The sequence below is a fragment of the Pseudomonas palleroniana genome, from assembly GCF_003031675.1.
GTDB classification, from domain to species: domain Bacteria; phylum Pseudomonadota; class Gammaproteobacteria; order Pseudomonadales; family Pseudomonadaceae; genus Aquipseudomonas; species Aquipseudomonas palleroniana.
In genome coordinates, this window is the sequence record NZ_PYWX01000017.1 from 13,986 (window position 1) to 28,587 (window position 14,602).

8 protein-coding genes are annotated in these 14,602 nt (G+C 60.7%); 2 read left to right on the forward strand and 6 right to left on the reverse strand.

Going from position 1 to position 14,602, the window contains the following annotated elements; genetic code table 11:
- Window positions 1-9: 9 nt before the first annotated feature.
- From C9383_RS05640 to C9383_RS05650, 3 genes are all read right to left on the reverse strand, one after another.
- A complete protein-coding gene (locus tag C9383_RS05640; protein ID WP_060752616.1) occupies window positions 10-189 on the reverse strand; it encodes a hypothetical protein in 180 nt (59 codons plus the stop codon).
- Between the two features lie 156 nt (window positions 190-345).
- Window positions 346-1,521, reverse strand: coding sequence for a lactonase family protein (locus tag C9383_RS05645; RefSeq protein WP_090370657.1), 1,176 nt, complete (start codon window positions 1,519-1,521; stop codon window positions 346-348).
- On the reverse strand, window positions 1,508-1,798 hold the full coding sequence (locus tag C9383_RS05650; protein ID WP_090370655.1) for a DUF5629 family protein: 291 nt from the start codon (window positions 1,796-1,798) through the stop codon (window positions 1,508-1,510). Before C9383_RS05650 ends, C9383_RS05645 begins: the two co-directional genes overlap by 14 nt.
- A gap of 246 nt (window positions 1,799-2,044) precedes the next feature.
- Here C9383_RS05650 and C9383_RS05655 point away from each other — a divergent pair, with 246 nt between their 5' ends.
- Window positions 2,045-6,979 carry a dermonecrotic toxin domain-containing protein gene (locus tag C9383_RS05655; RefSeq protein ID WP_235863256.1) on the forward strand — a complete coding sequence of 1,645 codons (4,935 nt, stop codon included), beginning with the start codon at window positions 2,045-2,047 and terminating at the stop codon, window positions 6,977-6,979.
- A gap of 442 nt (window positions 6,980-7,421) precedes the next feature.
- Here the strand turns inward: C9383_RS05655 and C9383_RS05665 are convergent, their stop codons facing one another.
- Window positions 7,422-9,797: an efflux RND transporter permease subunit gene (locus C9383_RS05665; RefSeq protein ID WP_090370651.1), complete on the reverse strand. Its 2,376-nt coding sequence runs from the start codon at window positions 9,795-9,797 to the stop codon at window positions 7,422-7,424.
- Window positions 9,798-9,813: 16 nt separating this feature from the next.
- Window positions 9,814-10,869 (reverse strand): WD40/YVTN/BNR-like repeat-containing protein, encoded by a 1,056-nt coding sequence (locus C9383_RS05670; RefSeq protein ID WP_090370649.1) that lies wholly within the window; start codon window positions 10,867-10,869, stop codon window positions 9,814-9,816.
- Window positions 10,870-11,178: 309 nt separating this feature from the next.
- Here C9383_RS05670 and C9383_RS05675 point away from each other — a divergent pair, with 309 nt between their 5' ends.
- Complete coding sequence (locus C9383_RS05675) at window positions 11,179-12,294, forward strand: Gfo/Idh/MocA family protein (RefSeq protein ID WP_090370647.1); 1,116 nt, start codon at window positions 11,179-11,181, stop codon at window positions 12,292-12,294.
- Between the two features lie 579 nt (window positions 12,295-12,873).
- On the opposite strand, the gene C9383_RS05680 is transcribed toward C9383_RS05675, so the two are convergent.
- Complete coding sequence (locus C9383_RS05680; RefSeq protein WP_090370645.1) at window positions 12,874-14,577, reverse strand: AMP-binding protein; 1,704 nt, start codon at window positions 14,575-14,577, stop codon at window positions 12,874-12,876.
- Between the last annotated feature and the right edge of the window lie 25 nt (window positions 14,578-14,602).

A 14,602-nucleotide genomic window follows, 5' to 3' on the forward strand; every position in this document is an offset into this window, starting at 1 on the left:
AGCTCACTCCTACTGTTGGGTCTTGTGGTCCAGTGCGGCGTAGAAATTAGCGCTCTGTTGCAGGTATTTCTGGGTGTAGGCGCTGGTGCTGGATTTTTTACCGGTCACTTCCACGCTGGCAGCAGCAGGCAGGGCCACGGTGGCGGAAACAGCGGAAGCGGCGATGACCGAGAAGAGATTGAAGTTCATGGCGGTAACCCTCGTGTTCGTTTGATTAAGTGGCCTTGGAAGGCCTTGGAACCAAACTTACGCCCGAGGGCTAAACCTTAGAAATGCTTTGAAACAGTAGCCGCTATTAATAGAATTAATAGAAAGCTTCAGGCCCCGCTCTTCGGGGCCTGTGGCTTATTGACGCACCAGGAACTTGAGGTCGCTGGGCGCATCGATCGGCAGTTTTTGCACGGTTTTGCCCAATAACCCCGTCATGGGGTCGCGCTCGACCACCACAATCTCGTTACTTTTCTGATTGGCGATCAGCAGGAACTTGCCGCTCGGATCCAGGCTGAACTCGCGCGGGTGGTCGCCCTCCACGGAACGGCGCTGGATCTCCTTGAGGTGCGCGGTAGCCGGGTCAACGCTGAACACCAGCAGCTGGTTGGCGGTGCCACGGTTGCTCACGTACAGGAACTTGCCATCGCTGGACGCGTGCAGCGCAGCACCGGCCTTGTCGGACACCGGCTGCCCGGCGGCAAAGTCCACCAGTTGGGTCTGGCTGAGCTTGCCATCGTTGTAGTCGAAAACGGCTACTTGCGCGCTCATCTCCGTGGTCAGCCAGGCGTGCTTGCCATCGGCGCTGAACAGCAAGTGACGCGGGCCGCTGCCCGGTGGCAGTTGCACCGATGCCGGGTTGGCCGGGGTCAGGGGCAGTTCGTGGTTGGCCTTGGGGTCGTAACGGTAGGCAAACAACTTGTCCGCCCCCAGATCCTGGACAAACACATACTTGCCGTCCGGCGACGACACCACCGAGTGCACATGGTTGGACGCCTGGCGCTCAGGGTTCACGCGGCTGGCCGGGTGGGCGCTCAATTGCACCGGAGCCGACAGCTTGCCGGCAGCGTCCACCGGCAGGACAGCCAGGCTTCCGCCCGGATCTTCCAGTACCGAATAGTTGGCGATGAACAGGTAATGTCCATCGGCCGCCACGCTTGAGTGAGTCGGCTCATTGCCCAGGCTCTGCACCTGGTTGATCAAGGTCAGCTGATGGTTCTGCGGGTCGATGCTGTAGCTGCTCACCCGACCGACCGGGTCTTTCTGGCCCGGGCCGTTCTCATTGACCACGAACAGATGCTTCTGGTCCTTGGAAAGGGTCAGCCAGGACGGGTTGGCCGTCTTGGCCGCCAGCGCAGGTTTGCCGTTGAACCGGCCGGTACGGCTGTCGAACTGCAGCCGGTAGATCCCTTCACTGGTGCCGGCGGTGTAGCTGCCCACCAGCAGTTCATAGGTGTCGGCAGGTGCAGCCTGCACCGACATTGCACCCACACTGCCGGCCATCAGCAGGGGCCAGAATTTACGCATGATCATCCGCTTCATCCTCATCGTTATTGTTGCCGGTAAACGCACTCAGGCAGACCAGGCGGTGCTCGCCCGACTCGCCCGTGAGCGTCCAGCTTTGCAAGGTGTCATCAAAGGTCGCGGCCCGTACCTGTTCCAGGCTGAAGCTCCAGCGTTTTTCGGCACGGCCGTCCATCGCGGTAATCAGCAGTTTGCTGTCGTCCAACACGAAATCAAAGGCGTGCAAGCCATCAATTTCGAGCATGTCGGCATTTTCAAGGGCGGCGGTCAGGGTTTGGGCAGTCATGGCAGTCAATCATTTACGGGAAAGCGCCAATGATAGCCCAGGGTGTCGGGGGCAGTGCCGATTTTGCGGGCAGGCCGGCTGCAAATACGTCGACACAAACGTGTCCGGCCCGCGTCAACCGGGGCGTTGGCAAAGATCTCGCGCAGCACTGGAAACAGTTCATAACGCATTTGCACCGTTAGCTGGCCGACAACCCAGTACTTTCGCGGCGCTGATTTCTTTTCACTCCGCCAAGGAAGCGCTTGCATGCCGTCGATCAACGCCCGTCCTCATCTTTTCTCCGTGTCACTGCCGATGGCCCCCCTGCCCCCTGCCGATGAACCGGCAGCGGCCGTGGCGCCGCTTTCAACACCTCCAAGGCCAATACGTTCAATCCAGCCGCCGCTGGGCCTTCAAGGCCGCTTGAAAGAGAACGCCCAGGGCGTTCCGGCTGCCGATACACCGGCCAGTGTCGTCGCCAACCAATTCGCCACACGCCCGACGTTGCGCTCCGTGGTGGCCGCGCAGTTGGACTCGCTCTTGAACCAGCGCTACCCCACGTTGAGCTTCAACAGCGCCAACACCGCTCTGGCCGTACCGATCTCGACGGATCCCCTGCAATACACCTTGACCCCGCTGCTGGACCTGGCGCTCGAGCACATGGCCAGCGGTGGCGAACTGGCGTTGCCCGAAGGCGCCAAATGGGTAAGCCGCGACACGGCGACCACCCTCAAAGTCGTCGACGCCAGCGGCAACCGAGCCACGCCCCTGGACACCTACTCCATGGAACTGGCCATCCGCAGCCTGCGTCCCAACCTGAAGGCCGCTTACGCCGATGCGTTAAGCCATTACTGGGGGCAGGACGCGTTTGCCGGTACCAGCCGCTGGCGCTGGCTCAGCGACACACTCAAGGATACGCTGCGCATCGCCGGCCTCCAGCAACCCGGCCTCAGCGCGACCCAGCGTGAAACCCTGGACCAGATCACCGGCTACCCCGACCTCAGCGAACGCAACAGCCGTTATGGCGAATCCGCCGCGCGCGCGTTCATCGTGGATACAACCCTTGAGCAAGCGGGGATCACAGCCACTCATTCGGACCCGAGCCTGCTGATCACCCGCAATATCGGCGGCGAAACGTTGGTGCTGCACGCCACCGCTGCGGGCAAGGTCACGCCTTACGCCTCCCTGGAGGCGTTCACACAGGCATGGGAGCACCAGCTTAACCAGTCCTTCAAGTTCGACCGCCTCACCTGGAAGCGCCGGGAGCCGGACGGCAACATTTTTGATACCCAGGCGGCCGTGATGCTCGACCGCCAACTGCAAAACCTGGACGCAATACAGTTGCCGGCCAACAGCCGTGCCGGCGATCTGGAACAGCTGTTTTCCCAAGCCAGCGATACGGCCATGTGGTTCAACAACACGGCATCAACCCGCCCCCGTGACCTGCCTGGATGGCTGACCCAGGCCACCGACGCCGAGCGCTTCGCTTACCAGCGTCAGGCACTGGAACTGGCCAGCAGCGTGCAGCGCAACCAGGGCCGCACGTTCCTCACGGATATTCCCGATATCCGTACTTACGCCGAACAACAGCTCAACGCCCACCTGGCCTCCAAGGGCTACGCCGCCAAAGATCTGGAAGTGACCTTTAAGGTGCCGGTCGGCGATCTGGGCAGTGGTTACATCGAGCCGGTGAAAATGAGCCTGGTGGACATGGCCCTGGAGAATCTTGCGGGGCTGCCCGCCGGTGCCATGGATGTTCGCCTGCGCGGGCAACTGATCAAAGACCCCGAATTGCCACAGATGCTCAAGGATCTGATCACCACGATCGATATCGGCAAACGCTACCCCGCATTGCTCAATCAGCACCTGCTCAGCGATACCGACGAAGCCAGGGCACGCGCAAAGCTTTTCATTGAACAAGTGCCGCTACAACTGACCCTGCAAGCGCTTGAGCTCAAGTTAAAGGGCGAAGCCGGCATCACCGAGACGGGCTATCGGTTGGTGGAAGCCGTGACCCGGCCCGGCACCGGCCCACGAGAGGTCGACGGTCAATCGATTACCCTGCGCCCCCTGGCATTTGTGCGCAAACCCGGCGCCACACCGGACGTCGTCGCCAATATGTTCCTGATAGAACCGCAAAACCCTGCATACGGCCCTCACCTGCTCTACCGTCCGCAGTTGTCACCGGTTTTGCAGGAATTTGCCAGCCGCGATGCCCTGCTCGCTGCGATCCAGGCCCCGGGGCCTCTGCAACAGAGCGTTTTGGCCTGGCTGCCAAGCGACAAGGTGCGGGCGATCTACGGCAACGGCGGCTTCAAGACGCCGCATATTGCCCGCTACGGGGTCTTTAACGAGTTCGATGCGCCCGCCACACCCGCCCCGACGAGCCTGGCCATCGACGGATATGGCGCCTGCGAGAAACTGCGCAAGGACTTACGGGACGGCAAGTTGATGCAGCACTTGTTCACTACCAATACCCAAAGCCTGGTCACCCTCGCCCAAGGCCAGTCCACCTCGGATATCCAGAGTCGTTGGGCCTCCTACAAGGAGTTGGGCTGGTTACTGTTCAATACCCTGTTGCCGGTATTGCGCGGCCCCGGCGCCATGGCCGGCTGGCTGCTGCAACTGGCCAGTGTCGAAAACGACATCAGGCAGGCCAGCGACCCGAAAAACTCCGACCCTGCGGGAGCGATGGTGGACCTGCTGGTCAATGTGGCCACGTTGTTAAGCCATGCCACGCCTGTGCGCCCACCGGAACGCGCCGTGGGCAATGTGCCTTTTAACCAGCGGCCGGAAGTTTCTTCCCCGTTGCGCCGACCCGCCGGAGATACATCCCAGGTACCGCGGGTAGTGGTCGAGCCAGACGCCGCACCGGTTGCCAAAGGCCTGCTCACGCACGACCAACCCTTTGACTTCTCGTTTTCCAGCCCGCGTGATTTGAGCCCCTCGCAACGCGCCCACATTCAATCGTTCAGCGTACCGAAACCGACCGGTACAACCACCCCCATTCAAAGTGGCGCGCGGGCGGGCCTATACCTCGTCGATGGCAAGCTTCACGCCTGCATCGAGAACCATTGGTATCGTGTCGCCAGGGACCTGGATGGTCCGTTCGTGATCAACGAGCAAAACAGAACCCTCACGGGTCCGCCGCTGACCCGTGACGCCAAGGGGCAATGGCAGTTCGACACCCGCCCCAAACTGCGTGGCGGCATGCCCAGGGCCAGCGAACGGATGAAAGCCACTCTGGACCGCAATATCGAACTCAGCGATGCGATGCTCAGGCGATACGCCGAACAAGTGGCCTCGATGCAACCGCTGGTGGGCGCCATCGAAACCAGTGATATGCGCTTGAACGAAACCGATGAAGCCCTGCGCAAGTCGAACAAAACCCTGAGGACGCTATGGGGCCTGGTAAACAGTGGCGAGCGTGGTGCCGGCTTTGCGCAACAGTACCAACAAGAGTTGAGGAAGAATAAAGACCTGTCGACCTTGATGCGCATGCGCTTCGAAGACGATCAGAAAAACGCCAATGCAATGCTTGCCCACAGGCGCATTGCGATCCAGGCGCTGAGCAGCGATAACCCTGCGATGAATTTCAATCTTTTCCGGGAAAAACGCGGGGACCAGTACAAGGCCATCGCCGCCACCCTGCTTTCACGCACGATCGATCACGTGTACGTCAACGACCAGTTCACCCATGCGAAGTCCGGTGAGCCGCTCGCAAAGCTGATTGAACGAACCCAACGCAATGAGCCCGGCGCCTACGCCGATCTGATCGAGAACATGGCTGACCACGTCGAGCGCCTCGGGCGCCAGATTGAGGCCGCCCAAGCCTATAACCAGGTGCTGAACGAATGGAAGAACGACTGCCCCGGTAATAAGAAACTCGCGGAGGCGTTCATCAAGGAATTCCCGCAGCCACCGGCCAATCAGGTGTTCACCGCCACCATGGAGCGCCTCAGCGCGCTGCGGGAGTTGAGCCTGGACCGAACCATCGACCCCCGCTCCCCCGAAGAAGCCTTTTTCCGCGACCGCTTCAACCAGGCCGACCTGAACGCCGCCGCGAACTCCCATATCGAGCTGCAACAACATGAGGGTTACACCGGCGAGGAACGTATCGCGGTGTTGAGCAACCTGATCGAAAAATATCAGGCCGAATTCAACAATGCGCACGCCTTGCAAGAGACCGGCCCCGACAGCGTCCGTGTGTTCTATGGCAAGCGTTATCTTGAGTGCCTGCAAGAAGTCATCACCCAGGCCCAGGTCGAGCTGGCGGACCTGATGCGCGAAGAACAGCATTTGCCACCGGTCGCCCCGCGCCGTGACGACAGGGCGCGCAAATCGCTGAACAAGAAGGTCTTCAAGACCCGCGACAAACAAACCCTGGTGGGTACGTTACGTGATACACAACCCGGCCAGGATATCCCGATTATCGACGTGCTTGACTCCCGCACCGGCCAACCCCTGAGCAGTTACAGCTGGCACTCGACCGAGGGTGACTGGGTCCAGATCGTCAGCGCAGAGCCAGTCAGTTCCCCCTCCGTGCCATCACCCAAGCCGCTGTCGGCCTCCATCGGCACGGCCCGCAAACTGATGGGTGAACAGGCCGGCATCGAGCGCTCGATCCAGTTCCAGAAGAAGAAACTGGATGATCCGGCTCGCCGGGAGACCGTCAACCCTCGCGATTGGAGCGACATGCTCGAAGCCCAGGCCGACCAGCTTGAGCAAGTCGCACAGGACGCCCAGGCCAACCACGGCGCAGCCAGTGAAACCAAAGCGTTGGTCGAAACGTGGAAAAATGCCGCCAAGGCCATGCGCGAGCGCGCGATCATGCACCGTTGTGACGGCTACCTGCGCCAGCTCCCCCGAGCGGAGAACATCGATTACCTATGGACCCATGGGCGCGTCGACATCAGCCTGGTCACCCGTGGCAAAAAGCTCAAGGGCGCGGACTTTCTCACGGAGTACGCTGTTCGTGAGAAAAACAGTACCAACGTGCTCTGGTATGCGCACTTCCACTACCCCAACACGACCACCGCACGAAATACCTACAGCGCCGCGCACCTGAAACTGCCCGAGCAGCGCTACATGACCCAGAAAGACCTGGTGGAGAATGCCGGGCGCAACAACCAACCCTTGAACAGCATCGTGCGGGCCAAGATCGAACCACCGCTGGACCAGAAGCTGTTCCTCAAGCTCTGAGTTGCCAGCACCCATGACAACCCTGACTCACCGCCTATGTTTTTGATCTGCTTTTGATCCTGATCTTAGGCGCCCCGTTAAACCACGCTGGCCGAACGCAGGCTTGAATCCGTGGGTAACCCGGCAGGACGCCGGGTTAGCCGCCCCGCGCCATGGATGGCGCGTGGCGGCGGCCCACGGATTCAAGCCTGTGTTCGGGCACACCGAGCCTGAGCGAGGTGCCGAGTGGTGGGGCGAAGGCCTTTTGCTTACTTTTGGGCCTCTCCAAAAGTGAGCCGCTGTAAGAGCGGAACCATAAGCCGCCGTTACCGCAGCAATGGATATGTACACGACCCACATCGCGGTCGGCTGACAGGCCGCCACGGGAGCAAGCTCCCTCGCCACAGGAGTAATTTGCCTCCTGGTTGATGGGCAGCAGGGCAAGCCCCCACCCGCCCAGATCTCAGTGGGCAAACAACGAATTACCCTTCTGCCCCGCCAGCTTCTCGGGCTTGATCAGGAAGCGTGCCAGCGCCGGCAGCAGCCACAGTGCACCGAACATGTTCCACAGCAGCATGAAGGTCAGCATCAGGCCCATGTCGGCCTGGAACTTGATGGCCGAGAAAATCCAGGTGCACACGCCGATTGCCAGGCACAGGCCGGTGAACAGTACGGCTTTGCCGGTCGACTTGAGGGTCTGGTAGTACGCTTCCTGCAACGGCAGGCCAGCCCGCAGGAAACTCTCCAGGCGGCTGTAGATATAGATGCCATAGTCGACACCGATCCCCACGCCCAATGCCACCACCGGCAAGGTCGCGACCTTGACGCCGATCCCCATGAACGCCATCAGTGCGTTGCCCAGCACCGAAGTCAGCACCAGCGGCAGCACGATGCACAACGTTGCCGCCCAGGAACGGAACGTGATCATGCACATGGTGGCCACGCACAGGTACACCAGGACCAGGATGGTCAGTTCCGACTGCTTGATCACCTCGTTGGTGGCCGCTTCGATCCCGGCGTTACCGGCGGCGAGGATAAACTCCAGACCGTCCTTGTTGTTTTCCTTGGCGAAGTCCTGCACCGCATGTACCGCACGGTCGAGGGTTTCGGCCTTGTGATCGTTGAGGAACACCAGCACCGGCGCCAGGGAGCAATTGTTGTTGTACAGGCCATCGGCACGGGCGATGGAGTTGTTCAACACGTCGGGGTTGCGCGACAGGGTTTCCCATTTCAGGTTGCCTTCGTTCATGCCCTTGATCATCTGCTTGGATACCGTCACCAGCGAGATGGCCGACTGAACACCCTCGGTGTTCTGCATCTTCCACATCAACTGATCGATGGGTGCCATGGCTTCATAACGCGAGCAGCCTTCGGCCTTGGTCTTGACCATCACCACCAATACATCGGAGCTGGTGGAGTAGTTGCTGATGATGAAGTTGTTGTCCTTGTTGTAGCGCGAATCCGGGCGCAGTTCCGGCGCGCCTTGGTCGAGATCGCCGATCTTGAGGTTCTGGCTGTACCACAGGCCGCCGCCGAAGGCGATCAATGCGAGCAGAATCGACACCGGCGCGACTTTGGCGCTGGCGAACCGGGACAGCAGGCGCCAGAACGGGTGTTCGCGATGCGCATCTTTCTTGCTCTTGGCGATCGCACGCTGGCTGATACCGACGTAGGAGATCGCCACCGGCAACAGGATCAGGTTGGTAAACACGATCACCGCGACACCGATCGACGCGCCGATCGCCAGCTCGCGGATAACGCCGATATCGATGATCAGCAGGGTGATGAAGCCCACCGCGTCGGCCAGGATCGCGATCATCCCAGGCAGGAACAGTTGGCGGAACGTGCGACGTGCGGCGGTCAACGCGTTATCGGCTTCACTGGATTGCAGCGCGATGCCGTTGATCTTCTGTACGCCGTGGGAAATGCCAATGGCAAAAATCAGGAACGGCACCAGCATCGAGTACGGGTCGAGACCGAAACCGAAAAAGTGCATCAGCCCGAGCTGCCAGATCACCGCCACCAGCGTGGTGCTCAACACCGCGACGGTGCTGCGCAGGCAATGAGTGAACCACAGCAGCAGAATCAGAGTGATGACGAACGCAATGCCGAAGAACATCACCACCATCACCAGGCCGTCGATCAGGTCGCCGACCTTCTTGGCGAAGCCGACGATGTGGATCTTGACGTTGGGGTTCTGCGCTTCGAACTTGTCGCGGATCTTGTCTTCGAGTTCATGGGAGAACTTGCGGTAGTCCAGGGCCAATAGCTTGCCCTGGTCCTGCGGGTCGGGGTAGGACTCGAGCAGCGGGATGTCGACGATGCTCGACTTGAAATCGTTGGACACCAGGCGTCCGACCTGGCCGGACTTGAGCACGTTGTTGCGCAGTTGGTCGAGGCTTCCCGCCGAGCCGTTATAGCTCTGTGGGATCACTTCGCCCCCGGCGAAGCCTTCTTCGGTGACTTCGGTCCAGCGCACGCTGGGGCTCCACAGCGACTTGAGACCGGAGCGGTCGACGCCGGGAATATAGAACACCTCGTCGTTGATCTGACGCAGGGTCTCCATATAAGCCTGAGTGAAGATGTCACCGTCCTTGGCCTCCACCGAGATGCGCACCGTGTTGCCCAGGTTGGCCAGGTCGTTGCGGTGTTCCATCATCTTTTCGATGAAGGGGTGCTTCAGGGGGATCATCTTTTCAAAACTGGTGGAGGGGCGAATCAGGGTCGCCTGCCAGAACAGGAAAATGCTCACCAGCAGGCAGATGACAATCACCGCCGGACGGTTGTTGAAGATCAGGCGCTCAAGGAGGGTCGCTTTATCGTTGTGATGACTGCTCATGCTTTCCCCGCCCTTATTATTGTTTTACGAGTTCTGCGCCAGTCGGCGTGGCGACACGCACGCCACCCTGCCCGGCTAGAATCAAGTTGCCATTGCCTGCCGCCGTCACGGACGACAGCGAAATGCGATCCGGGCGGTTGAACACACTGAACGTCACGCCATCGTCATGGCTGACCACCACGCTGCCGCCGTTGCCGACCACGACGAGGGTGCCATCATCGAGCAACGTGGCGCCCGACAGGCCGAACTCCAACGCACCGCGCGTGGCGTTCAACGCCACCGGCTCCCAGTTGCTGCCGAAATCCGTGGAACGGTACAGGTTGCCGCGCAGGCCATAGGCCAGCAGGGTCTGCGGCTGGGCCGTGCCGATCACGCCGAACAACGAGCCTGCATAGGGGCCTTCAAGTTTTTCCCAGGTCTGGCCCTCATCGCTGGAGCGGAACATGCTGCCCTGCTCGCCCACAATGAACAGCCCGGCGTCCTTGATCTGGGCGATGGCGTTGAGGTGATATTGGTCTTCGTTGTCGAGGCGGTCGCTGACGTCCGCCCACGTCCTGCCGCCATCGGTGGTTTCGATCAACGCACCGTAGGCGCCGACGGCCATGCCGTGGTTCGCATCCTTGAACCAGACATCGAGCAGCGGCGCTTCGCGCTTGAGGTCCTGGTACTGCTGGGCCCAGGTGGCACCGCCGTCGGTGCTGGCGAGAATCTGCGCATCATGACCCACCGCCCAGCCGTGTTTGTCATCGACGAAAAACACTGCCGTGAGCAACTGCCGGGTGGGGACCTTGGCTTGAGTCCAGGTGCTGCCCTGGTCATCGGAGTAGAGAATGTGCCCACGGTCACCGACCGCCACCAAGCGCGCACCGGCATGGACTACATCGATCATCAGGCCCTTGGCGGCCTTGGGGGATTCAATCGCGAACACCGACGGTGCGGCGGTATCACTGGCTGCCAGCACCGGTACCGACAACGCGGCACCGGCCAGCAACGAGAGCGCTGTGGCCAGCAACGCAACCTTGCGTGCGGCACGTGGGCGGCAGACAACCCAACCCGTGACAGGCTCACTCATAGACCTTCTCCCATTTTATTATTGTTAGGGGCTTTACCAGGCGCTGAAACCTGCAATCTAGAGCGCCTGAAGGAAGCAGGGGCCATCCTATCGGGCTTTCGAATCGTCTGACAATCGGCGCTACGTTATCTTTTGTTAACTGGCAGCATTTGGCCATGCGCTGAATATAGCCACATCAGTAGCGTTGATTGTTCCTACATCTTGCGCCGAAACAGTCCCACGATGAATATTTATTCTAAATGTTGAATTTTAGAAATTTTTATTCCATTAATGCCATTCCTGAAAACAACAATTCAAAGGACCACGGCTATGCGTGAACTCGGAATCGGCTTGATCGGCACAGGTTTCATGGGCCGCGCCCATGCATTGGCGTTCAATAATGCCCGTGCGGTATTCGAACTGCCGGTCACCCTCAAGCTGGCCGCCCTGGCCGACGCCGACGTTGAGCGCGCCCAGCGCTGCGCCACCGCCTGGGGGTTTGCCCAGGCCCACGGCGACTGGCAAGCGTTGATCAACGACCCCAACGTCGAACTGGTGGCCATCACCACTCCCAACCATCTGCACTATCCCATGGCCATGGCGGCAATCGCCGCGGGTAAAGCCGTGTATTGCGAAAAACCCTTGGCGGTCAGCCTGGAACAGGCCGACGCCATGCGCCGTGCAGCCCACGCCGCCGGGGTCGTGACGCGGGTCGGCTACAACTACCAGCACAACCCGATGATCAGCCTGGCGCGGCAGATGATCGCCCAGGGCGACCTTGGCGAAATCATCAGTTTTCAGGGTGAATTCAGTGAAGACTTCATGGCTGACCCCACGTCCCCCTGGTCATGGCGCTGCGAAGTCGCGCATGCCGGTGGTGCCCTGGCAGATCTGGGCAGCCACCTGCTGGCAATGGCGCACTACCTGGTGGGCGACGTGGAAAGCGTGTGTGCCGACACCCACACCGTGCACGCCCAACGTCCTGTTACATCAGGCAGCAGCGAGTTGAAAGCCATCGCGGTGGATGACCAGGTGCATGCATTGCTGCGGTTCGCCAACGGCGCGCGCGGCACGGTGAGCAGCAGTTGGCTTAAGCAGGGCTACAAGAACCACCTGAGTTTCGAGATCAGCGGCACCCTGGGCACATTGGCATTCGACCAAGAGCGCTTGAACGAACTGCGCTTGTACCGTGTCGGCCAGGACGGCTTCCAACGCCTGCTGGCCGGCCCCGCCCTGCCTGGCTATGCCGCGTTCAGCCCGGCGGCCGGTCACCAGTTGGGCTACAACGAGTTGAAAACGCTGGAGGTGCAGGAATTGATCATGGCCGTGGCCGGCCAAGGGGCCGAGGGCACTGACTTTGACGCGGCATGGGCGGTGGAGCGTCTGGCGACGGCGATCCGTGTGGCGGCGAAGGAAGAACGCTGGATCAAAGTGCAAGAAGTTTAAGCGAAACTTGTAGTGAGCGGGCTTGCTCCCGATGGACTGCGTAGCAGGCCCATTTTTGAGGCCGCTGCGCGGCCTATCGGGAGCAAGCCCCCTCCCACAGGTTATCCATCGTCCACTCTGTCGCTTAACTGACAAGCATTAGGGCAAGCCCGCTCACTGCAGGGGCGTCCGAGCTTCAAATGTGTAAACGATGTCCCCGGTTTCGAAGGTATGGGTTGGGAGGCGGCCCAAAATCCGGGATTTCGGTTTCACTGGGACAACGTGGCGGCTTTGGTGGGGCGGCTACACCGCCCAGCGCGGGGCAAGCCCTAATACCAGTCAGCTAAGGCCTAACGCTTTCACTGTGGGAGGGGGCTTGCTCCCGATGGGCCGCGAAGCGGCCCCAAAAATGGGCCTGCTACGCACAGGGGCGTCCGCGTTTCGAATGTGTAAACGGTGTCCCCGGTTTCGGAGGTATGGGTTGGGAGGCGGCCCAGAATCCGGGGATTTGGGTTTCACTGGTATAACGCGGCGGCTTTGGTGGGGCGGCTGCGCCGCCCAGCGCGGGGCAAGCCCGCTCACTACAAAATCAGATCCTCTCTAACGCAAGGCCCGGCGCAGTACTTTACCCACCGTGGTCTTGGGCAGTTCGATGCTGCGGAACTCCACATACCTTGGCACCTTGTACCCCGTCAGGTATTCCCGGCAGTGGGCGAGGATCTGTTCCTGGGTCAGGTTCGGGTCCTTGCGCACCACAATGATCTTCACCCGCTCCCCCGTCACCGGGTCTTCCACACCGATGGCCGCCACTTCACCCACTCCCGGATGCATCGCCACCACATCTTCGATTTCATTGGGGTACACGTTGAAGCCCGATACCAGGATCATGTCTTTCTTGCGGTCGACCAGCCGGATATAGCCACGCTCGTCCATCACACCGATATCCCCGGTCGACAGCCAGCCTTCGTCATCCAGCACTTCGGCGGTTTCCTTGGGCCGCTTCCAGTAACCCTGCATCACCTGCGGGCCACGTACTTGCAGTTCGCCTTGCTCGCCGATGTCGGCCAGTTCGCCGTCCTCTCGCATGAAGCGCACCCAGGTCGAGGGCAATGGCACGCCGATGCTACCGGTGAACTCCATCTCGCGCATGCGCGCAATGTCGATGGGGCTGATGCTGACCACCGGTGAGCACTCGGTGAGGCCGTAGCCTTCGATGATCGGTAACCCGGTGACTTCCTTCCAGCGCTTGGCCACGGCCGTGTGGGTGGCCATGCCACCGGCGATCACCATGCGCAGCGCAGAAAAATCCCGGGCACAGAACTCTTTGTTCTCCAGCAAACCATTGAACAACGTGTTGACCCCGGCAATCCCGTTGAAGCGCTCTTTACGCAGGATCATCTGCACGCGTTTCACATCACGCGGGTTGGCGATCAGGATGTTGCGCCCGCCCAGGCACATGAACATCAAGCAGTTCACCGTCAGGGAAAAGATGTGGTACAGCGGCAGCAAGGTGACGTTGGTTTCCTGCTGGTTCTGGTCCAGTTGGTCACCGACCCAGGCCTTGGCTTGCAGCAGGTTGGCGATAATATTGCGGTGGCTGAGCATCACGCCCTTGGCGTCGCCCGTCGTACCACCGGTGTATTGCAGGAAGGCCAGGTCGTCGAGGGCCATCGCCACCGGAAAATGATGCTGCGCCCGCCCTTGCTTGAGCACCTCGTTGAAGCGCAACGCCCCCGGCAGCTTGAATGCCGGCACCTGCTTCTGCACGCTGCGCAGGATGAAGTTCATGGCTGCGCCCTTGAAGGTGCCGAGCAAATCGCCGATGGCCGCCACCACCACGCGTTTGACACAGCTGCCGGCGATGACCTTTTCCAGGGTGTAGGCGAAATTCTCGAAGATCACCACGGTTTCGGCCTCGCTGTCCTTGAGCAGGTGCTTGAGCTCATGGGAGGTGTACAACGGGTTGACGTTGACCACCACCGCACCGGCCAGGATGGTGCCGAGCAGGCAGATCGGATATTGCAGGCAGTTGGGCATCATCAACGCCACGCGGTCGCCCTTCTTCACGCCCTGCCCCTGTAGCCAGGCCGCAAACGCGACCCCTTGCGCGTGCCAATCGGCGTAGGTCATCTCGGTGCCGATGCTGACATAGGCGACCCGCTCGCGAAATTTTTCCAGGTGCTCCACGAACACCTCGCGCAGCGACGGGTAGTCCTCGATCCCCGCGTCGATGTCTGCCGGCACGCCGGGCAGGTAAGCGTTCAACCAGACCCGTTCGGTTTGTTCCAGGCTTACAGCGTTCATGGCAGTCTCCTTGTTGTTGTTTTTG